The organism is Gilliamella sp. LMG 34359 (assembly GCF_984569085.1).
In genome coordinates this window covers 2,776,016-2,798,874 of the sequence record NZ_OZ474906.1, presented here as the reverse complement: position 1 = coordinate 2,798,874, position 22,859 = coordinate 2,776,016, and the positions used below count along the sequence as shown (strand labels likewise).

19 protein-coding genes are annotated in these 22,859 nt (G+C 34.6%); 11 read left to right on the top strand and 8 right to left on the bottom strand.

Features of this window, described 5'->3' with window-relative positions; translation table 11 throughout:
• Positions 1 to 126 precede the first annotated feature (126 nt).
• The 5 genes from rhaB (at position 127) to rhaM (ending at position 5,579) form a co-directional block, all read left to right on the top strand.
• Entirely contained in the window at positions 127 to 1,533 is a 1,407-nt protein-coding gene (gene rhaB, locus AC5LXV_RS12780; protein WP_493466670.1) for a rhamnulokinase, read from the top strand.
• Between the two features lie 42 nt (positions 1,534 to 1,575).
• Complete coding sequence (locus AC5LXV_RS12775) at positions 1,576 to 2,829, top strand: L-rhamnose isomerase (protein ID WP_493466669.1); 1,254 nt, start codon at positions 1,576 to 1,578, stop codon at positions 2,827 to 2,829.
• Between the two features lie 168 nt (positions 2,830 to 2,997).
• Entirely contained in the window at positions 2,998 to 4,032 is a 1,035-nt protein-coding gene (rhaT, locus tag AC5LXV_RS12770) for an L-rhamnose/proton symporter RhaT (RefSeq protein WP_110433057.1), read from the top strand.
• Between the two features lie 12 nt (positions 4,033 to 4,044).
• Positions 4,045 to 5,196 carry a lactaldehyde reductase gene (gene fucO, locus AC5LXV_RS12765; RefSeq protein WP_110433058.1) on the top strand — a complete coding sequence of 384 codons (1,152 nt, stop codon included), beginning with the start codon at positions 4,045 to 4,047 and terminating at the stop codon, positions 5,194 to 5,196.
• A gap of 68 nt (positions 5,197 to 5,264) precedes the next feature.
• Entirely contained in the window at positions 5,265 to 5,579 is a 315-nt protein-coding gene (gene rhaM, locus AC5LXV_RS12760) for an L-rhamnose mutarotase (RefSeq protein ID WP_493466668.1), read from the top strand.
• 67 nt (positions 5,580 to 5,646) lie between these two features.
• Here rhaM and AC5LXV_RS12755 read toward each other — a convergent pair whose 3' ends face one another.
• The 7 genes from AC5LXV_RS12755 to AC5LXV_RS12725 all read right to left on the bottom strand — a co-directional run bounded on the left by AC5LXV_RS12755 (position 5,647) and on the right by AC5LXV_RS12725 (position 14,095).
• The gene (locus AC5LXV_RS12755; RefSeq protein WP_493466667.1) at positions 5,647 to 6,495 is read right to left on the bottom strand and encodes a helix-turn-helix domain-containing protein; all 849 of its coding nucleotides are present in this window, start codon (positions 6,493 to 6,495) and stop codon (positions 5,647 to 5,649) included.
• A gap of 17 nt (positions 6,496 to 6,512) precedes the next feature.
• Positions 6,513 to 7,337, bottom strand: a complete 825-nt coding sequence (rhaS, locus tag AC5LXV_RS12750) for an HTH-type transcriptional activator RhaS (protein ID WP_493466666.1) — start codon at positions 7,335 to 7,337, stop codon at positions 6,513 to 6,515.
• 448 nt (positions 7,338 to 7,785) lie between these two features.
• A complete protein-coding gene (locus AC5LXV_RS12745; RefSeq protein WP_493466665.1) occupies positions 7,786 to 8,754 on the bottom strand; it encodes a hypothetical protein in 969 nt (322 codons plus the stop codon).
• A gap of 3 nt (positions 8,755 to 8,757) precedes the next feature.
• Positions 8,758 to 9,384, bottom strand: a complete 627-nt coding sequence (locus tag AC5LXV_RS12740) for a hypothetical protein (protein WP_493466664.1) — start codon at positions 9,382 to 9,384, stop codon at positions 8,758 to 8,760.
• 95 nt (positions 9,385 to 9,479) lie between these two features.
• A complete protein-coding gene (locus AC5LXV_RS12735) occupies positions 9,480 to 12,494 on the bottom strand; it encodes a hypothetical protein (RefSeq protein WP_493466663.1) in 3,015 nt (1,004 codons plus the stop codon).
• Between the two features lie 101 nt (positions 12,495 to 12,595).
• Entirely contained in the window at positions 12,596 to 12,865 is a 270-nt protein-coding gene (locus AC5LXV_RS12730) for a hypothetical protein (RefSeq protein WP_493466662.1), read from the bottom strand.
• Between the two features lie 423 nt (positions 12,866 to 13,288).
• Positions 13,289 to 14,095 (bottom strand): helix-turn-helix domain-containing protein, encoded by an 807-nt coding sequence (locus AC5LXV_RS12725; protein ID WP_493466661.1) that lies wholly within the window; start codon positions 14,093 to 14,095, stop codon positions 13,289 to 13,291.
• Between the two features lie 243 nt (positions 14,096 to 14,338).
• On the opposite strand from AC5LXV_RS12725, the gene AC5LXV_RS12720 reads away from it, so the two are divergent.
• Genes AC5LXV_RS12720 through AC5LXV_RS12710 form a run of 3 tightly spaced genes read left to right on the top strand, consistent with a single transcriptional unit; the run spans position 14,339 to position 18,503 of the window.
• The gene (locus AC5LXV_RS12720) at positions 14,339 to 15,907 is read left to right on the top strand and encodes an alpha-L-rhamnosidase-related protein (protein ID WP_493466660.1); all 1,569 of its coding nucleotides are present in this window, start codon (positions 14,339 to 14,341) and stop codon (positions 15,905 to 15,907) included.
• Positions 15,908 to 15,933: 26 nt separating this feature from the next.
• On the top strand, positions 15,934 to 17,289 hold the full coding sequence (locus AC5LXV_RS12715; protein WP_493466659.1) for an MFS transporter: 1,356 nt from the start codon (positions 15,934 to 15,936) through the stop codon (positions 17,287 to 17,289).
• A 32-nt stretch (positions 17,290 to 17,321) separates the two neighbouring features.
• Positions 17,322 to 18,503 (top strand): carbohydrate porin, encoded by a 1,182-nt coding sequence (locus tag AC5LXV_RS12710; RefSeq protein ID WP_493466658.1) that lies wholly within the window; start codon positions 17,322 to 17,324, stop codon positions 18,501 to 18,503.
• An 82-nt stretch (positions 18,504 to 18,585) separates the two neighbouring features.
• Here AC5LXV_RS12710 and AC5LXV_RS12705 read toward each other — a convergent pair whose 3' ends face one another.
• Positions 18,586 to 19,953 carry a sodium:proton antiporter gene (locus tag AC5LXV_RS12705; RefSeq protein WP_493466657.1) on the bottom strand — a complete coding sequence of 456 codons (1,368 nt, stop codon included), beginning with the start codon at positions 19,951 to 19,953 and terminating at the stop codon, positions 18,586 to 18,588.
• A gap of 240 nt (positions 19,954 to 20,193) precedes the next feature.
• On the opposite strand from AC5LXV_RS12705, the gene rlmF reads away from it, so the two are divergent.
• The 3 genes from rlmF to AC5LXV_RS12690 all read left to right on the top strand — a co-directional run bounded on the left by rlmF (position 20,194) and on the right by AC5LXV_RS12690 (position 22,853).
• Positions 20,194 to 21,156: a 23S rRNA (adenine(1618)-N(6))-methyltransferase RlmF gene (rlmF, locus tag AC5LXV_RS12700; RefSeq protein WP_493466656.1), complete on the top strand. Its 963-nt coding sequence runs from the start codon at positions 20,194 to 20,196 to the stop codon at positions 21,154 to 21,156.
• Positions 21,157 to 21,585: 429 nt separating this feature from the next.
• Positions 21,586 to 22,029: a hypothetical protein gene (locus tag AC5LXV_RS12695; RefSeq protein ID WP_493466655.1), complete on the top strand. Its 444-nt coding sequence runs from the start codon at positions 21,586 to 21,588 to the stop codon at positions 22,027 to 22,029.
• Between the two features lie 134 nt (positions 22,030 to 22,163).
• On the top strand, positions 22,164 to 22,853 hold the full coding sequence (locus AC5LXV_RS12690) for an OB-fold protein (RefSeq protein WP_493466654.1): 690 nt from the start codon (positions 22,164 to 22,166) through the stop codon (positions 22,851 to 22,853).
• Positions 22,854 to 22,859: the final 6 nt, after the last annotated feature.

Below are 22,859 nucleotides of genomic sequence, written 5' to 3'. Positions count from 1 at the left end.
TTGTGGCAAAGATCACAAGCATTTTAAAAATTTTGCCACACTTATTTAACAATGGCAGTCAATTTAAAGTATCTATTCGGTTAGTTCACTAGACTGTTCTCATTAGCAAAAGTGAGGATAGTTATAATGGCAGATAGATATATTGCTGCAATCGATTTAGGCGCATCTAGCGGCCGAGTTATGTTGTCGAGTTATCAGTCTCAAACGGCAAAATTAACCCTAATTGAGATACATCGTTTCAGTAATGGATATAAAAGTGATGGTAAAAACTTTTGTTGGGATTTGCTTTACTTAGAACAAGAAATCATTACAGGATTAAACAAAATTAGCCAACAAGGTATCAAACTCGACAGTATTGGTATTGATACTTGGGGCGTTGATTACGTGTTGCTTGATAAACAAGGTCAAATTGTTGGTCCTACTTACTCATATCGAGATCATCGTACAGACAATATTATGTCAAAAGTACAAGCTGACATTGGCTTAGAAAATATTTATCAAAAAACGGGTATCCAATTTTTAACCTTCAATACGCTTTATCAACTCAAAGCCATGATGCTTGAATCACCGCAATGGTTATCACAAGTGACAGATTTTGTCATGGTTGCTGATTATTTAATTTATCGCTTAACTGGGGTATTAAATCGTGAATACACCAATGCAACCACCACTCAACTGGTCAATGTTGCCACTCAGGATTGGGACAAAGATCTGCTCGATTATCTCGGTATACCGCGTAAATGGTTTGGTGATATCAGTATGCCCGGAAATCAAGTTGGCTATTGGCAAAGTGCCAAAGGCGATCGTATACCGGTAATTGCCGTTGCTAGCCATGATACCGCTAGTGCAGTTATTGCTACGCCAATGATGGATGAACATAGTGCTTACTTATGTTCAGGTACTTGGTCATTAATGGGATTGGAGGCGAAACAACCACTGACAGGCGAACAAGCATTAAAAGCCAATATTACTAATGAAGGTGGGGTAGAGGGTAATTATCGAGTATTAAAAAACATTATGGGATTGTGGCTATTCCAACGTGTTTGTGCTGAAAATAACATCAAAGATATTACTGATTTAATCGCATCAGCAAAACAAGAACCACCTTCTGTTTTTCTGATTAATCCTAATGATCCAAGGTTTTTAAATCCAGACGTGATGACAGAAACCATTAAGCAAGTCTGTTTAGAAAACAGTGGTCAAGTTCCTAAAACCTTATCCCAGTTAGTCAGATGTATTTTTGACAGTCTCGCTTGCTTATATCGAGACGTATTACACGAGTTATCGACACTCAGTAGTAAATCAATCAACACATTACACATTGTTGGGGGAGGTTGTCAAAACGCTTTTTTAAACCAGTTATGTGCGGACTTATGCAATGTCAATGTTAGTGCCGGACCGATTGAATCATCAGCATTAGGTAATGTCGGTTATCAGTTAATTTCCTTAGGTGAAGTTGCTGATGTTAACGCATTAAGACAGCTAATTTCTCAGAATTTTGACAACAAATATTATCAACCAATAAGTAATTAACCAATTAATTGAAAAAATTTTATATTTAGTAAGGAGTATTCCATGAGCACAATTGAAAATGCCTATCAGATCGCCAAAGCAAGATTTGCTGAAATCGGGGTAGATACCGATGCAGCAATATTAGCAATGGCAAAATTACCGATCTCAGTGCACTGTTGGCAAGGAGATGACGTTGCCGGTTTTGAAATGCAAGAGGGCGAATTAACGGGGGGTATTCAAGCAACCGGTAATTATCCGGGTAAAGCTCGCACTGCCGATGAATTAAGATCAGATTTAGATAAAGCTTTTAGTCTTATTCCTGGCCCGAAACGACTAAATCTACATGCTTCATATTTAGAATCTGAGCAAAAAGTTGATCGAAATGAAGTTAAACCGGAACATTTTGCCAATTGGGTCAAATGGGCTAAACAACACCAAATTGGTTTAGATTTCAATCCAACTTATTTTTCACATCCTTTAAGTAATGAAGGGACGCTAACGCATATTAATCCAGAAATTCGTCAATTTTGGATAGATCATGGTAAAGCGTGTCGCAAAGTATCAGAGTATTTTGGTAAAGAATTAGGGACACCATCAGTCATGAATATCTGGTTACCGGATGGCATGAAAGATATTACTGTCGACAAATTTAGTCCAAGACAACATTTAGTTGAATCATTGGATCAAATTATTCACGAAAAAATCGATCCTAAATATCATATTGATGCGGTTGAAAGTAAATTATTTGGTATCGGTCTGGAATCTTATACTGCTGGTTCCAATGAATTTTATCTTGCCTATGCGACCTCACGTAAAACTGCACTATGTTTAGATGCTGGGCATTTCCATCCAACTGAAGTGATCTCTGACAAAATTTCTGCCGTTATGCCATTTGTTGAACATCTATTACTCCATGTAAGCCGCCCAGTACGTTGGGATAGCGATCATGTGGTACTTTTTGATGATGAAACGCAAAATATTGCCAGTGAAATCATTCGAAACAAACTATTTGATCGCGTGCATATTGGTCTTGATTTCTTTGATGCTTCCATTAACCGTATTGCGGCATGGGTAATTGGTACGCGCAATATGAAAAAATGCCTATTAAAAGCATTATTAGAACCAACCGAAAAATTAAAAAAATATGAACACGATCGTGACTTTACCTCACGATTAGCATTACTCGAAGAACAAAAATCACTACCTTGGCAAGCAGTTTGGGATCAGTACTGTTTATTGAATGAAGTCCCTGTTGGCAGTCGCTGGTTAGATGAAGTTCGTCAATATGAAAAAACAGTTTTAACTAAACGATCATAAGGAACACAAATGCAACAGATTCTTTGCTCTTGGTTTATAAAAGGGATGATCAAAGCTACTTATGACATGTGGTTAAAAGGCTAGGATAAGCGTAATGAGACACTTAAATAGTAAAAGTTGCTAATAACAATAGAGCAAATTATATTTTGAAAATATAAGGATAAGTATATGGGTAGTTCAATTATTTTAGGCATATTTTGGCACTTTGTTGGTGCTGCCTCTGCCGCTTGTTTTTATGCACCACTTAAAAAAGTAAAAAATTGGTCATGGGAAACCATGTGGTCAATCGCCGGACTGTTTTCATGGATCATTTTACCATGGTCAATTAGTTATTTCTTATTACCCGATTTTTGGGCTTATTACGCTTCGTTTGGTGCAGACATCTTAATGCCAGTCTTTTTATTTGGCGCAATGTGGGGCGTTGGTAATATTGGTTATGGCCTAACAATGCGTTATTTAGGTATGTCGATGGGCATTGGAATTGCTATTGGCATAACCTTAATCGTCGGTACTCTTATGACACCAATATTACAAGGTAAATTTGGTGAATTACTGGCATCGACTGGCGGTAAAATGACATTATTAGGCGTAGTCATTGCGGTTATTGGGGTTGCTATTGTGACTTATGCCGGTTTATTGAAAGAAAAAACATTAGGTGTACAAGTTGAAGATTTTAATTTAAAGAAAGGCCTTCTGCTTGCCATCATGTGTGGTATTTTCTCAGCGGGTATGTCATTTGCCATGAGCGTCGCAGTACCTATGCACGAAAAAGCGGCTGAGCTTGGCGTAGATCATTTGTATGTAGCACTGCCAAGTTATGTCATTATCATGGGTGGTGGGGCAATTATTAATCTCGGCTTCTGTATTAGTCGACTCTGCGCTAAAAAAGAACTATCATTTAAAAAAGATATTTCAGTTGCCAAATCCCTACTGATTAGCAATATCCTCTTTGCTATCTTAGGTGGTGCAATGTGGTATTTCCAATTCTTCTTCTATGCTTGGGGCCATGCAAATATTCCGACTGAATATGGCTTTATGAGTTGGATGCTACATATGAGTTTCTATGTACTTTGTGGTGGTATTGTTGGTTTAGCACTCAAAGAGTGGTTTGGTACCGGCAAAAAACCTGTACGTATACTTTGTATTGGTTGCTTAGTAATTATTGTCGCTGCCAATATTGTCGGTTTAGGAATGACTAATTAAAAGGAAAACATTATGGCTTATAGAATGATTCTAAATGAAACATCATATTTTGGGGCAGGTTCAATCACTCAAATCGTAGATGAAGTAAAAAAACGTGGTTTTAAAAAAGCGTTAGTAGTTACTGATAAAGACCTAATCAAATTCAATGTTGCCACTAAAGTAACCCAGTTACTCGATAGCAATGGTTTAGTTTATCAAGTTTTTGATGAAGTTATGCCAAATCCAACCATTGGTATTGTACAAAAAGGGGTTGAAGTATTTAAACAATCTGGTGCCGACTACCTGATTGCGATTGGTGGTGGTTCACCACAAGATACCGCAAAAGCTATCGGGATTATCATTAACAATCCAGAATTTGCTGATGTACGTAGTCTTGAAGGCGTTGCGCCAACTAAAAAACCGGCGGTACCAACGATTGCAATTCCAACCACAGCAGGTACGGCTGCCGAAGTGACGATTAACTACGTAATCACAGACGAGGAGAACAAGCGCAAATTCGTCTGTGTTGACCCACATGATATCCCTGTCGTTGCGATTATTGATTCAGACATGATGACCAGTATGCCGGCAAGTTTAAAAGCTGCAACGGGCGTTGATGCTTTAACTCACGCGATTGAAGGTTATATAACCAAAGGCGCTTGGGAACTATCAGATATGTTTCATCTCAAAGCAATTGAAGTTATCTCTCGTTCATTACGTGACTCGGTAAAAGGAATTGCCAAAGGTTGTGAAGATATGGCATTAGGGCAATATATTGCAGGCATGGGCTTCTCAAATGTCGGGTTAGGATTAGTTCATGGCATGGCTCATCCACTCGGTGCATTTTATGGCACACCTCACGGTGTGGCTAATGCGGTGCTGTTACCGCATATCATGGCTTACAATGCCGAATTTACCGGCGACAAATACCGTGATATCGCCAAAGCGATGGGGGTAACTGCGACGGAAACCATGACTACCGAACAGGCAAGAAAAGCCGCAGTTGATGCCGTTAAACAACTTAATGCTGATGTCGGTATTCCACCTACATTAAAAGAGATTGGCGTAAAATTAGAAGATATTCCTGCTCTGGCTCAAGCTGCTTTTGACGATGTTTGTACCGGTGGCAATCCACGTGACACTAACGTAACAGAAATTGAGCAACTATATCACGCTATTTACTAATAAAAATCGCACAATGAAATGAAATAGGTTAATTACAAATTAGCCTATTTCATAAAAAAGGAATTATTATGATAAGAAAAGCGAGTATTATGCAGGTACATCCTGACAAACATGCTGAATATAAAAAACGGCATGACGAAATCTTTCCTGACCTAGTTAAAGAACTTAAAGCTCATGGTGCTCATAATTATTCAATTTTTTTAGACAGTAAAAGAAATCTACTGTTTGCTTATGTTGAAATTGAATCAGAAGAGCGCTGGGATGACGTTGCTAAAACAGCTGCTTGCCAAAAATGGTGGGCATTTATGCAAGACATCATGCCAAGCAATCCAGATAACAGTCCGATTAGTGAACCATTAACCGAAGTCTTTTATTTAGCATAAAACATTACTCTCTTTTAGCCATCTAAAAGAGAGTAAATTCAATATCCGATTGTTTTAACGCCCTCAATTACCCCTTTTTATCATTAAATTTAGCTCGATATTGGGAAGGAGTTTGCTCGGTTAGCTTTTTAAACACTGATGAAAAATAGTTACTATCATTATAGCCACACTCAGCGGCTATCATGCTAATCGAATAATTAGTAGTTCGAAGTAAAGACATCGCATCACATAAGCGTCTTTTTTGTAAATAACCGCTAATAGTCATCCCTGTTTGACTTTTAAATAAGCGACTAAGTGAACGGCTCGCAATATGATTTTCTTTGCAAAACACATCAATATTAAATGGCGTTGCTATACTGTTATGCAACGCGGTAAATAATAGATCTAACTGATGTGTCGCGGTAGGTAGAGCTACCTTTGGTGCTTGCTTAATCCGATCTAACCAAATAACCAACTGTAAAAACAGAGCTTCGGATAGATGCACGGAAGCTAAATTATTTTTCTTAGATTCAACGTCTAATTGCTCAATAAGCGGCGCTAAAAGTTTAAGATAGGACGGTTGAATTCGCCAAAAACGTTCATTATGTTTGGCCGTCACTTTAGGTAAATAAAACTCAATCGTAGATGATAAAAAAAGTGATTCTCGTAAATATAAGATATTATCCAATCTAAGGTTATTAACTGATTCATAGCCATGCACATCTTTCGGATTAATATATAAAATATCGCCACTGGTAATTGGATAAACATAATTATTCCAATGATGCAGACCATTACCAGAACAAACGATCACAATTTCATTAAAATCGTGATCGTGCAAAGGAAAGGGTTGTTGATGATCACGTTTTTCGACAGTAACAGTATTCATCTCCGAAATAAAATAATCTTGTTTATATAAACGCAAACATCTCTCCATAAACTGTTCCTCATTAGTTAATGATGAGGTTTATCAGGATTATTACGTAATATTTGTGGCGAAAACGTAAACTCTTGTTTAAAGCAGGTGGAAAAATAAGCACTATCATTAAAACCACATTCTTGTGCGATGGTGGTAATGGATTTATTGCTATAAATTAAATGGGTGTAAGCATAAGCTAACCGTAACTTCGTTAGATATTTTTGTGGTGTGATACCCATTTCATTTTTCATATGACGATGAAAAGAGCGTAATGACAATGAAAATTGTGCGGTTAACTGCTGCCAATCAATTTGCTCCTTAAAATTGATTTGTAACCAACTTAACAGTTGCTTAACGCGATTATCACATGAACCAGAGCCCTGATTAACATAAATATTATTACTAAAAATTAATAACAACTGTAAAAAAAGACTCTCCTTAATTGCATTGGATTGATTGGGTGTCATCTGCTTAATAATCGATTGAATATGTTCATTAGATTTTTTGTCAAAAAAGTAGTGCGACTGAGTTGGATCAGAATTTGGGATTAATTGATTTATTCCATTCCCATTAATAAAACGAAATTTATCAGGGTCCCTAAACAAAATATTGGTCAAATGCAAATCATGCACGTTATCGTATAAATGACAGTCGGTAGACTTAATGTAAAACATCATACCTGGATACAAATCAAACAGTCGCCCATTTAAAATGTGTTTGCCATATCCGCTGGTCACAATAACAATCTCATTAAAATTATGGGTATGTTCTGGATAGACAGGTTGCGGTGCCCGAGGCTCAACGGTGATATTTTGATCGCTAGAAGAAAAAAAATCTTTATCAAGTAACATTTCAATCATTTTGAACCTCATTTCTTTTTAAAACTTACCACCACATTCTAAAAAGTAAATTGAAATCTCACCTTTAATATTTGGACAGCTAACATAATATTTTGGCGATAAATTATAGCTATCTGGAACTTTTTATTAAAAATGTGCGAAGCTTCACATTTTTAAAGCTACCGAAAAACTCACTGTAGACCAGCAAAATGCACTTTCTGCCGGACTTATTATTGCTGAACAAAATATGTTTTGTTGGAATAGTTTAGAAAGTGATACTAAATTCTCAGATAAAAGAGAACAAAAATATCGCTTGGGTACTACTTGGGGATTTATTCTGCTCAAACTACCATTGTGAAAATATCTGCCTTTGATGCATCATACAAATAATAACCCTTTTCGCAAATTCATAATTTAATAACCAAATATTAAATAGCTAATAATTAACCACATATATATAAAATTTTGGTTATCCACCCTTTAATATTTGATCGATTTTTACAATCTTATTATTTAATTGCTCGGTTAAACATTTTGTGATGCTAAAGGTAAAACTTTCTGCTTCAAAATGATCATTTGGCTCTGATATTGATAAACACATTTTATTAATTTGCTTATCGATTATTTCTATCGATTGTTTATTATTTATATTTTTTTCTTTTAACGTCTCAATTTTTTGAGACAAAAGATTATGGTAAAAACGATAGGAATCAATACTACAACGTGTCGAATATTCTTTTTGATAGCATGTTTTTAATTTATCGATTTCATAATTTGATTCTTTTAATGAACCTTCCAGAATTTTAAAATGATCTGGATAAATGATTTCATATTTATATCCATCATCGATCAACAGATCTAAAAGTTTAAAATGTAGAGTTTCTTTGTCTATTTGATAATGTTTCCAAAATATAGGCTTCACATTACCTTCTATATCCTGGACTGATAATGTATAAATATCGCCGCTATCACTAACATAATAATATTGATTGATTAACCAATAATAACCTTCCACATCATAATAACTCTTCGCTAAAGTAATTTTATCCATAAAATTTGTTTTATTAAAAATGGATAAATTGAGCGTTTTAATGGGGTATTTTAAATTGTTAATTATTTTGGCAGAGGTCGTTTTCTCAATAATAAGATCTAGCTTCTCAGAACTATAAATATCTTTTTTATTGTTAATTGTTTCATATAAATTTTCAAAGTAGAAAGCAATTTGATTAATTGGACAATTTTCTCTTATCCTTTCTCGTTCAGAATTTGTCATCTGCCAAAAATCAATTGTTTTACGGCAATCTTTTTCTAATTGAATTATATCCATTGAGGGAATATTAGATTTACCTTTATAATCATCCGCCACATCAAATTGCTCAGCATAGCTATTGAAAATAAGCAAATTTATTATCACTGCTATATATATTGATTTTTTCATAAACTACCCTTTTGTTGGATTAAAAATACCAGAAGGAGTCATTTGAAATTCTACAATTTTGGTATCGATTTGGTTATTTTCTGGATTTATTATAAATTCATTTGGATTTTCATCAGATTCGATAAGGTTGTCTTGCTGATATTGGGTTATCAAAATTTTTCCATTTGGATTGATGATAAAGTCATTCCAGTATGATATTTCACCACTCTCAACTTTATAAAGTAATATTGCATCAATAACCCCCCCTTGATTATCATAACTATACAATTGAAAAGTAAAAACTTTTCCATCATTTTCACCTGTCGCCATCTGTATAATACCTTTATATAAAATATTTTTATAATAAAAATAACAATGAGGAAAATAAAATGTTGTTTTAGCGAGATAATCAAATAATTTAGGTTTATATGAAAATTCCTTATTAGAAAACCTGAGGGGAAACGGCATATCTGGAGACAAATACAATCCATATTCTCCCCAATAATAGTATTTTTTTAATTCATTAGAGGAATAAGGTAAGTTTATTTTTTTATAGTAATTTAATTCATTTGTTACATTTGTTGAAAATGCATAATTTACGGATAAATAACTTATGGAAAAAATAATTAAATATTTTATGAATAATTTCATTATGTTATTTCCTCTAAACTTTAAAATTGAATTTCCTATTTTTCATTTTATCTCCTGAAATTAAAAAATAATAAATTAATTCCAAAAAATTTAAATCAATCTTGTTTTTTTATGATCAAATTAAAATCAAAACCACAAACATGTAAATGATGATAGTGCTCATATCCACCTTTACCCTCTTTGTGCATATGTTTAGTATAAGAAAGTAGTGTGTTAGCTTTTTTGTTATAAGTAAAGTATTCAGAATACATTAACTCAGTTCTTGCCCAACCAAATTTATGTAATGCTATATTAAATTTTTCTTGTTCATTAAAATCAAAGGTTGAATAACTTAACCAAGTGATCTCTCCTTTTCTTTTTATTGATATATATCTCAAATCTCCAGCAATACCATTTATATGAGATTTACTTTTAACAGACTTAGCATCATATGTACTAAATCCATTGAATCCTAAATAGTCAACATTTAATTCAAGCATGGCACCAAGTAATCCAGCAAAGCAATCGGGATTTATATACCATCTTTCACTATCACTATTAAATGTTTTAAATTTTGCTGTAACACTCCCATCTTTTGAACTATATCCTTCTTCAAACTCTTTTACATTAATTAATTCTACATCATAATCTAAAGCTACATTTCCTCTATCCATTGCTTTGGTTTTATGTATATTAAAAATACCAATTTCGTGCTGATTTTTATTTACATCATGATAAACATACTTATATTTTTGCTCGTAACCTTTCGATATTTCCTGTGGTATGTGTTTTTCAATTTTTCCATCGTGGTAAATATGATATGTCGCTATATCTGGGCTTATAACAAATCTATCCAGCATTGATACTGGATGAATAAACCATGCTTTACCATCAGCAGAAAGATTGCTTAGTGCCGGGGTTTGTGGGGTTGGTTGGGATTGTGCGACTTCTCGCCACCAAAGGGAGGGTTTAATACGCTGCTCTTTTTCTAGCTGCCAAATTGATTTGGCTTTTTCATGCTCTTCATCCACCATGTTTAAGGCATAATCGCGCACAAAAGGCATTGTTATGTTATATTCATCTAACCATTTTTCAGTTAAATTTTTTTGTTTCTGTTTTTCCTCCTTAATTAAATTATCTATTTCATTCCATTTGGTTAGCGCTTCGTCTGCATACCATTCACTCTCATATTTTATTATTAAGTGACCTATCATTTCGGCGGTCCAATTGATGCGTAGGCCGTCTTTGAGAAATTCAACAGTAAAAGGCGGTAGTCTTTTTTTTCGCTGAACAGAATATAAGAATGATTGCGTTAAGATTTTATGCATAGCTTTCATTGAATCAGTATAATCTTTAATATCTAATATTTCTGTTCGGTTGTCGTTGATTTTAGTATAAAATTCTCCGACAGAAGCTTTTTCGATTACTGTTTCAAATCCTTGCCAATGCCAGGCGCTGATTCGTTTAATATGCTCTTGAGCATCTTTTTTGATGTTTACCCAACCTTTTATTAGCCTACGCTCTTCATTTCCTGTGGTAATATTTACCCATATTGAACCGGTGCTTTCATCCTCTATTGCGATTAAATGTTCATTATCTAATGAATTTAATGATACTGTTCGTGGAAAATATACCGTATTGTCTTTAGTTGCCGGAGGTAGATTAGCAAGTGATAATGGAAAATTATTCCAATAAGGAATGGCGTCATTGAGTGCACCATCTTGTCCAAATAAGTGAGAGACATCTTTTGACACTATCCAATAATGTTTAGTATCTACACAAAAACGTATTTTGACAGATGAGCTAGTGTGATCAACTTCAACCAGTTCAACCTTATCTGGAATATCTGACTTAGTTAATTGCGGATAAGTTTTATTATATTTTTTGGCTAACTGTTCTTTATGGGCGGCGGTTAAAATGATTTCTACAGTCTTATTCGCCGTGTTGTCATCATTTTTTTCAATTTTTTTATCACCGTTAGATTGTGCTGCCAGATTGTTATCTGCATAGTATTGCTCTGAATTTAAAGTATATTCCAGATTAATTTTAATGTAATAATTATCTTTATCGCTAATAAACTTTATGCCTAATCCCGAATTTAAGTTACCATCCGCTTTTGGTGTTTGTATTAATCTTGCATCTTTTTCAACCAGAATTAGGTTTTTTTCACTTTCCGGTAAACGATCGGCTAAAGCACGGGTTTTAGTGATAAATGCTGGCAAATCCTCACAAGTAAATAATTCAACATGTAACAGTTGCGGTAATTTTTCATCTGATGAGCGTTTTAATGTTGATATCGCTACGCGTTTTAACTCCTTAATATATTCTTTGGGGCGTTGATTATGTCCGATATAACCGATAAAATCGCCACTCGAAATGGCAATCGGTGATTTTAATACCACAATATCATTGAATTTTTCCGGTTTAAAGGTGAATGACGTTAGTGAGGCTACCTTAACATAACCTTTATGTGGTGCATCTTTACTGCCATCTTCTTTTTTTAATAGGTCTGGAACTTCACATCCTTCAATTTTACGAATTTTAGCGTAGCCGTTTTCTTGGCCATCTAATTCAAATGTTGCCGTTAGTGGTAAATAAGTCAATTTTTGTTTATCATCCGCAGTTTCATATATCGCTATGCCCTTTACCTTCACATTTGACTTACCAACAGTGTTATTGTCTTCTTTTAAAACTTGGTAATCTTGGTCGGCATTTGCTGTTTTTCCGGTTGGTAGCGGCGATAAGTCCTTATGCCAAACATAACCGGTAATACTATCTAACTGTTGTTTAAATCCGGTTGTGGTTACCAATGTTCCTTTTGATATCAAAACAATTTTATACCAACCAGGTTGCTTTGGGTGTTGTTCAGCTAAACGAATCTTACTTCCTTTTAACAACAGGCCAACCACTTCGGTTCCTTTGCCATCTGTTCTAATTACACTGCCACAAACCGTATCTCCCTTATTCTCGTCAACCTTTCCTGATTCAAGGTTCCAATAGTGAGGATATTGTACGTTTGTTTTTTCATCGTTCATTTTTTCCTGATAGCCATACCAATCGAGCTGATGCATATACAAACTGTATAAGGTTATGGCCGGAGGCTCCTCTTTTACGCCAATGATTTTCGGCATTTGTAAAAGATGTCTGACTAAGGTGAAACCAGTGGAAAAATAAGAAACTTTTTTAAAGGGAGTATAAGAAACCCTTTTAAGGGTAGTATCTGATGAAGCAGTTACATTTTTTCTGGATAGGTTATTTTAGGGTAGACATCATTAATACGATAGGCAATGACTTCACCGTTAGCCATGCATTGTAATTGCTCATCATTACCAAGCCTGTTTAATACTTTTTTATCGATATGAATACCACCATGCCATAAACCATTTTCGCCAAATGGATAAAAACCGTGAGCAGCTTCGGATAACGCTCTATAATAGGTATCTTGGCTTAATTCTTTTTCACCAACTGGAAAAATCAATTTCGTTATTTTTTTTATTGCCATGTCATCATTCCTTTTATTAATTATCCCGAAAAACTAACATAATGACAGTTTATTAAATGTACTTATAATTAATGTAAATGCTGCTAATAATTAGTAGAAGATAAAAGCCACGCGATCTAAAAATAACCTAAAACAGTATATAAAATACTCCGCTTAGGGTGATTTGCAAGTTTTTTTTAAAATTATCTATATTTAAATTAGATAGATAACTAACAGATATCATTAGTCAATTAACCCAAAATAATTAAAATTTGTTACCTAAGCATTATCAAAGAAGAATTAATTGAAATTTGCTTGTTTAGATTTTTTATTGGGTATTTTTGGGGGGGAAACTGGCGATAGTGATTATATAAGCTGTCACTTGAACATAACTAGAAATATTTAAGTGTTAAGCAAAATTCAACCATTTCCTCATTTTAACAACTAATTAATTTTTCGCTCTTCTGTTGGTGTGATGCCAAAAGTCTTTTTATACAGGGTGGTAAAATGATTACTGTTAATAAAACCACATAACAATGATATCTCGGTAACAGTCATATCACTTTCTCTAATCTTTAATCTGGCTGACAATAACCTCAATCGTTTAATGTAATTTTCCGGGGTTAAGCCAGTCACTTGTTTAATATGCCTAAACATTGTCCGCGTAGTTAAATGAAACCTTTGCGCTATATTATGCCAATCATATTCATCAAAACAATTTTCTTGAAGATGATTAAGTAAAAGATGGAGTTTATAACGAGTATTATTTTTTGGTGATTGTCGCTTGTATTGTTTGATGATAATAAGTAATTTAAAAAATAGATACTCACGATGGCCGATTGTGTTATCTAAATTAAATAATTGCTCAATAATAAGATTACACTCTTGGCGAATGCTCGGCGCTAGCCAAATATAAGAACCTAAATCACTGGCTGAAATCGGTTTTAACAACTCCTCCATATTTTTTAAAAAAGTAAAATGTCGGTTAGGATTAATTAGAATATTAGTTAACTTTAATGTGCCAAGGTCATCATAAAAATGGTAATCATGGCCTCTAACTAAAAACACATCACCTTGTTGAATAAATAACGGCTTACCATTAATAACATGTAGTCCATGACCATGTTCAACAATTACTAATTCATCAAATTCATGATTATGTTCACTACTGTTACTCTCAGGATTGCTTTTATACAGCGCTAATTTATCTGATTTATGATTAAAATAAGTATCAATTTTCAACGTATTCATAATTATCGATCCTTACAACGGCAATTGATTAACATCTTGCACCAAATAAAAGATTTTTTATCTAACCTATAAACAAAATAAAGTAATTAAACATGAGATAAAAAATAATATTCTCAGAAATGTGAACTCGCTCGGTCGAAGCTTTTTAATATTGCCATTTATAGCTGCAATCTGGCAGTATTTTGGTAGCAAGCCTCTGTTTTGCCTAGTTATACTCCTAGACGTTTTTTATAGGAGGAGAATATGGCACAAGCAATTCAAAACAACGCTAATGCAATTATGATAAAAAATAATGCATTCATTCTAAAAGCTGAGCAATTACAACCAGTAATCTATCAAAACAAGATTACCCCAAAAAATATCATCACTCTCATTAATGATCCGAGCGCTATTCATAACTACTCATCACAAGTTATTAGTGATGCAGAGCATTATTTGCATCAAAGTTTTCATTCTGGCGATAGTTTTATCATTGATTTTGGCCAGCACAATGTTGGGTATCTCTCTTTCTTATGCGAATCTATCGGCAGCCCACCCGATGCGCCAGCACATATAAAATTAACTTTTGGTGAAACACTCTGCGAAATGGCAGAGCGATTTGATCAATACCAAGGCTGGCTTAGTAAAAGCTGGTTGCAACAGCATGACGAATATATTGATGTTTTACCCGCTAAAATTAACTTAACTCGACGCTACTGTTTTCGCTATTTAAAAATCGACATTGTCTCGCTTTCGCCTAAATATCGGATCTTATTTAAAGAGATAACCTTTAACACAGTTAGTTCGGCACCGGAAAACTGTCTAACTTATCACTCACAAGATCCGCAATTAGCTAAGATAGATCAGGTATCCATACATACACTACGAAATTGCATGCAAGACGTCTTTGAAGATGGTCCAAAAAGAGATCGAAGATTATGGTTAGGCGACCTGCGTTTACAAGCCCTAGTTAACAACGTTACGTTTCAACACTACGATTTAGTTCGTCGCTGCTTATATCTCTTTGCAAGCCATCGTCGTGAAGATGGCATGGTCTCAGCTAATATATTTGTAAAACCTGATATCATTGCTGATGATACTTTCTTATTTGATTACTCGCTCTTTTTTGTCGATGTACTTTATGATTACTTTAATCAAACAAATGATGTGCAAACTGTTAAAGATCTTTGGCCTATCGCATTACAGCAAATTGCAATAAATCTAAACCGCTGTGATTCACAAGGATTAGTGACTGATAGTGATGATTGGTGGTCATTTATTGATTGGCACGAAAAACTCAACAAACAAGGTGCTTCGCAAGGTGTTTTAATCTACTGTTTAGACAAAGCCTGTCAACTTTCACACCATTTTCAACCCGACATAACCGAACAATTGAGCCAGAAATTAGCTTTAATTAAACGAGCAGCATACACATTATGGGATGAGGAAACCGGTTTTTACGTCAGTGGTAAACATAAACAAATTAGTTATGCTACCCAAATCTGGATGATTTTGGCGGATATTGGCGATTTAACTCATCAACAAAAATTATTATCCCAATTAAAAACCACGCCACCAGAAATAGGTATGAACACCCCTTATTTACGTCATCATTACATCTTAGCGCTATTCAAAGTAGGCATGAAACAACAAGCCATCGATGAGATTAAAGCATATTGGGGAAAAATGGTTGAATTTGGTGCCGACACATTTTGGGAATTGTTTGATCCAAACAACCTTAATTACTCACCGTATGGTAACAAAATCATCAATAGCTACTGTCATGCATGGAGTTGCACTCCCGCTTGGTTTATTCGACAAAATAAACTTTAACTGCAAAAGTAATAAGGAATAAAGAAATGGTCAATTCATTATTTTCGCTTTGGCGACAACGTATAGGTTATGGAATTGCCGACTTATCTTGTAACTTAGTCTGGCAATTAATTTCATTATATCTGATGTATTTTTATACGGATGTAATGGGGCTTCCTGCCTACTATGTAGGCATCATGTTTTTAGTCACTCGTCTGGTTGACGGTGTTGCTGATGTATTAATGGGTTTAGTTATCGATAATACCTCAACACGTTGGGGGCGCTGTCGCCCATGGTTATTAATCGGGGCAATTCCATTTGGCATATTGTGTATTTTAGTCTTCTATGTCCCTGATTTTGGCACAACAGGTAAATTAATCTATGCCTTTATCACCTATCTATGTCTCTCATTTATCTATACCATCGTCAACATTCCTTTCAGTGCCATGTTGCCATTTTTAACCTCAGATTCATTAGAACGAACAACCTTATCATCAGTAAGAATTTTGTTAGGCTCCTTAGGATCAACTATTGTCGCAGTTGCAACATTGCCTTTGGTTGCGACCTTAGGCAAGGGTGACCAAACGCATGGCTTTTTATTTACGGCTATTATTTTTGGGATTATTGCTACTTTCTTTTTAATTGTGAGTTTTAAAAATGTTGAAGAAAAAATAACCATACAACAAGAGCGAATGACTTTAATTCGAGCATGGAAAGGGTTAAAAGACAACACGCCGTGGAAAATCTTCGCAACTAATATCTTTCTAATGTGGGGGGCATTTTTTTTACAAACTGGATCATTGGTCTATTTTTTTAACTATTACGTTGAAAGTGAAAACCTTACTGCCATTATTGCGGGAATATCAACTTTCGTCCCCTTAATTGGTACGCTTACCGTTCCATTGTTAGCCAATTATATGAAAAAACGTCATGTTTACCTTTTCTCAAGCACTATCAACCTAATTGGTATGGGAATAATGATGTTATCGGGCGTTAACCATACTTGCCTTATCGTCGGGGCAGTTATCTTATCTTTAGGCGCTGGTCAACGTATGGCTATCTACTTTTCCATGCAGGCCGATCCTGTTGATTATGGGGTGTGGAAGACCGGTATCAATACTGCTGGGATCTTAACTTCAATCAATGGCTTTTTAGGTAAAGTAGCAATGGCAGGTGCGGGGGCGATTATTGGTTTCTTACTCTCATCCGGTGGTTATGTTGCTAATGCGGTTCAAGTTCCGAGTGCGCTTTTTGCAATTAAACTCTGCTATTTATATCTACCGGCTATTCTAATTATCGCATCGATGTTTTGGATCGCTAAGTTCTACAAACTTGATGATAATTACGCTTCAATTCGAGCGGAGCTTGATGCCAGAAGCCAAAATTCTAGTGATGACAAATAAGCTGACTAACTCTACTTTAAAAGGAAATAACAATGAAATTAAAAATAATTGCCGGGGTCTGCTGTTTCTATTCTTTATTAGCATCAGCATCAATTGAATGGCAGACCGATCAAGGTACACTTAAATTTTATGGTGATGTGGAATTTAATATAGATGCTGCAAGCAAAAAAAAGCAGTTAACCTCACTTAGGACATCAGCAAATAAAGATTTTGATGCTAGCGATACAGAACAGTGGGATATCAATGGCCGCATTTTATTCGGCATAGAGGGAAAAAGAGAATTAGAAACTCGAAATTATGCTGGATTCTCGGTACAACCTCTAGCTGATTTGAGCGGTAAAGTTAATTTAGATGATGCGAGTTTTTATTTTGGCAGAAAAGATGACTGGCGTTTAAGAATCGGCCGTTATGAAGCTTATGACATGTTCCCACTTGGGCAAGATACCTTTATCGAATACTCTGGGAACACCGCAAACGATCTCTATAGCGATGGCTTTGGTTATATTTATATGCTCAAAGAGGGTAGAGGACGTAGTAGTAACGGCGGTGCCATCGAATTAACTAAAGAATTAGGTGCGGTGAATTTACAAGTTAATGCAATGGTGAAAGATGGAACATCCTTATTTGCTAATAACCGTTATCATGGTTATAAATTGCATAAAGATAAAAACGTCATTTACCTACGTCCAATTATTTCCTATCGAACTAATGATCTCTCTGTAGCCATCGCCATGGAGCGCAATGTGGTTAATAATGCTTATGGCTATCATGATAAAAATGATAAATGGCATGATCAGTCAAAACGCAATGGCTATGGCTTTACCATGAGCTGGAATAGTGAAGGAGACTTCGATAAATCATTCGATGGGTTACTTCTTAATAGCAGTATTTCGTATCTAGATGCCGAACAAGAAAAAGATTTCACAGCAGGTATAAACGGTATTTGGCAAAGGTTTGGTCTTGGTTATATTTATGCTGCCAATGATATTAAAGCCTTCAATACCAATTACCATGGCGATGGTGAAATTTACGCTAAAGGTAAATATAAATTACATACTATCAATGCTTCATACTTAATTCCGAATGTGATGGATATGGATAACTTTAATATCTACTTAGGTACGTATTTATCTAGACTGGGACGTGATGAAAAACAAGGCGGTGGTAATGACAATCGTTACGGGGTAAGGGTTCGCTTTAAATATTTCTTCTAATTAATACTAATTAAATTAAAATTCCACCCCAAGTAAAAAGCAAACTCACTTTACTTGGGGGGATGCTAAACAGCGTCACGCATTAAAAGAGCACAAAAAACACCAAATTATCAATAATAAAAACCGGGATCAAAATGGCAATTGACCATTTCATATAACCGAAAAAGCTTGGCATAGTGATTTTATGTTGGCAAGCGATGGTTTTCACCATAAAGTTAGGTGCATTACCAATATAACTTAGAGCGCCCATAAATACCGAGCCCATTGAAATGGCCAGTAACGTGTTTTCAAAGGCGGTCATTAAGCTGGCGGCATTACCGGATGCTAAATTAAAAAAGACCAGATAAGTTGGTGCATTATCTAAAAATCCGGATAATAATCCAGATAACCAAAAATACATGCTATTTATTGGTGTACCGTGTTCACTTGTCACCATCGAAACCACTGAAGCCAAAGCACCCTGATCACCTGCACGTAAAATCGCTAACACAGGCACAATAGTAATAAAAATACCGATAAATAATTTAGCCACCTCTTTTATCGGATCCCAATTAAATTCGTTACCAGCTCGGACTTGTTTCGGCGTTATCACAATAGAAATAAGCGTAATTACAATAAAAAGACCATCACGAATAAGATTTTGTAATGCTATTTGTGAACCTAACAGCGTAAAATATAGCGACGAATGCCATACGCCAGACAACAGCACACTAGCAATAATAGCGACTAATAACACAAGATTTTTTAGACCATATATCTTTACGGGTTCCGCGCTAATTGTGTTATTAATGACACCATACTGCTTAACATAATAGTACCTATCGATAAAATAATAGATGATTAGCAGTAAACCTGATGTCAGCACAACTGGCAATAACATATGTTTAACGGTCCAAAAAAAATCGACGCCTTTTAAAAAACCAATAAATAACGGTGGATCCCCTAAAGGGGTTAATCCGCCCCCAATATTGGCAACCAAAAAGATAAAGAAGATCACGGTATGCACTGCATATTGTCGCTGGCGATTAGCTCGAAGTAATGGTCGAATCATCAACATCGCAGCGCCAGTCGTTCCCATAATAGAGGCAAGAACGACTCCGACCGCTAATAAAATAACATTTGATTTTGGGGTACTGATCTTATCACTCTTAATAAGAATGCCACCAGAAACCGTAAACAGGGTCAAAAGTAGCAATATAAAAGGAATATACTCCTCAATAATGGCATGTACCGTTAACTCGATCGTGGTGAATAATCCAAAAGAGAATAATGCAGAGCCTAAAAATATAAACGTCCAAATAGCAACGATTTTGCCATAATGATAATGCCATAATCGGGCTAAAAACAGTGGGCATAAAGCGATTGATAATAAAATTCCTACAAACGGAATTGCCCAATACAATGATAACGCTTGTCCATTAAACTCGCTGGCATATGAATTAAAAGACATTAGCATTAAACTAAAAATCGGTAATATCGAAAATGGTTTTAGATATTTCATTACGGTATTGTATAAATAGAAAGGAATAAATTATAACAAATCCAAAATTAATTTTGTATGATTCACCTACCGATAACGGTTATAAAAAAGTTTAGGAACGGGTTTTTTGGAGTATAAAACCACTCGATTTTTTCACAAATTTGTTGAAAAACGCTATAATAGCTAGCAATTCATTATCTTGGATCATTCATGCAATCAATCAAAAAAACCGTTTTACATCCCCGCAATAAACATATTAATGGTTATCCATTTGATTTACTTATCAAAACATTACCCGAGCTAGCAAATTTTGTTAAACCTAATCAATTTGGTCGGGTGACGATTGATTTTGCTGATCCTATTGCGATTAAAACACTCAACAAAGCACTGTTATTGCACTATTATCAACTCTCGTATTGGGATATTCCTGACAATTATCTCTGCCCGCCAATTCCGGGACGCGCAGATTATATTCACTATTTGGCCGATCTCTTGGCGCAAGATAATCAAAATCAGACGCCTATCGGTAAGCGAGTTCGCATATTAGATATTGGCGTTGGCGCGAATATTATTTATCCGATTATTGGTTGTGCCGAGTATGGTTGGTCTTTTGTGGGGAGTGATATTAATCCTACATCCATCAAAGTTGCTTCGTTAATAGCCAAATCCAATGATCTATTAAAAAATACCCTACAATGTCGCTTACAATTTAACAGCGAAGCTATTTTTGAAAATATCATTCAGCCCAACGAGTTTTATCTAGCTAGCGTATGCAATCCACCTTTCCATCGATCTGAACAAGAAGCCCATGTTACGGCTTACACCAAACTACAAAAGCTAGGTAAAGTGAACTCTACTAAAGATAAAGTTATCCTTAATTTTGGTGGACAACATGCTGAACTTTGGTGCAAAGGGGGCGAAAGTGCATTTATTGCCCGAATGATAACAGAGAGCATTAAATATAAAGCGCAATGCCTATGGTTTACCTCATTAGTATCAAAAAAAGAATCACTGAGTAATATAAAAAAACAACTGAAAAATGTAGCGGTAACTGAATACAAAATTGTCGCGATGGCACAAGGTCAAAAAATCAGTCGTTTTGTCGCTTGGACGTTTTTCAATCCAAAAGAGCGAGAAATGCAGATTCAAAGAGTTGAGCAACGCACTTCTTGAAGTCCAAGAAATTAGTGAGAAGTAGTTTTTTTAAAAATCAAAATCCATCATCGCTAACCCTTTTTTTTAGCCTAAAATAAAATCAATAAAAATCATAATATTAAAAATCAGCTTAAAAAAAGGGTTTTTAAAATCAAAAATGCCCTTTGCCTTTTAGCAAACAATGTTTATAGTATGTTTTGTTCTAGTTCACTGCCGTGTAGGCAGTTTAGAAAAACTAAAGGCTCCGCAACAGGCTACATAGCCAGTTCACTGCCGTGTAGGCAGTTTAGAAATACCGACAAAAGCCATTGTGTAAAAAACAACCGTTCACTGCCGTGTAGGTAGCTATAAAACTCAAAATCAATATTCCTTTAAACCGCCCTTGTGGTGGTTTTTTTATTGAAAAAAATCTTTTTATAACATAACATTACCAAAAAGGGAGATTTTATGAAAAAGATTTTATGTTATGTTACGTTTGTTTTAGCCTTTATTTCATTTAATTCGTTTGCTGAGGAAAAAAAAGTAACTGAGGAAATGCTATTAGGTGAATGGGAGTGCGAGGAGAGCCTGCAAGAAGCAGTATTAGATAAAGGAAAGTTTCAAGATTTTGGTGACACTATGATCTCTGAATATGATTATTTTATTACCAAACGAAATGGACAACTTTTTTGGGGAGAGGATGATGAAGAAAATGCTCTGCTTCCTTTTGATCTTGAAGATATTTACAAAAGACCTGAGTATGTTGTCGATGATAAGCAAATATCGCAGAAGATTGAATATCTATCCGAAGACAGTTTTGTTATGACAAATATATACACAACCATTGATAAAAAAAATAACCCAATCAAAAAAATCAAAATGGTGTTGACTTGTGACCGCGTCGAAGAATAACTAATCATTAAAATAGTCAAAATTATAAAAACCTCTATTGAGGTTTTTTTCTAGTTGCGGTGATGAATGGAATTAAACTGTTTGGAACACAATGATTCTATTGTTATTTTGTTTATATTTAATGGAAATGGAACATGAAAAAAATAATTGCTTTTACTATATTAACTTTAATTAGCTTTAATTCATTTGCTAATGATAATGCCAAAAGACTTACAGAGCAGTATTTAAATAAAGATATCTCTGAATTTAAAACTGGAGGTAATACTATGATAACTTATTATGTACATGTAGTGAATGCATCACAATTAATCAATGAATATATCAACAATCCGAATATATATAAAAAAAACTACCACAAACAAATAATTAACATTAAAGCTGTAGCATCCGGAATAAAAACCGATTTTTTTGGCAAGAAATATGTTGTAGCAAATGGAGAAAATAAATTTGAATATGTATCTTTAGAAATGCATAAAAAAGAAGATTTGCTAAATATAAATAAAGGTGATGAACTTAATTTAATATGTGCTGGAAGTCTAAATAATGCTAAGTTTCCCATTCTAAAAAGCTGTCTAAAAACAGATGTTTATCTTCAAATGTTTTTAGAAAAAACAATGAATGATATAAATGAATTAAAAGAAGATGATCAACCTAAAAATTATTATGAAGCAGTCTATCTTGGATTATCGCAATTTGATGCAGAAAAACCAAATCAACTAAATAAATATAAAACTATAGATGATCTATTTGAAAATAAAACTCTTTTTAACGAAATCTGGATATTAGTAGGAAAAAAATGGTATTCAGATAGATATATTAACTAATCTGTT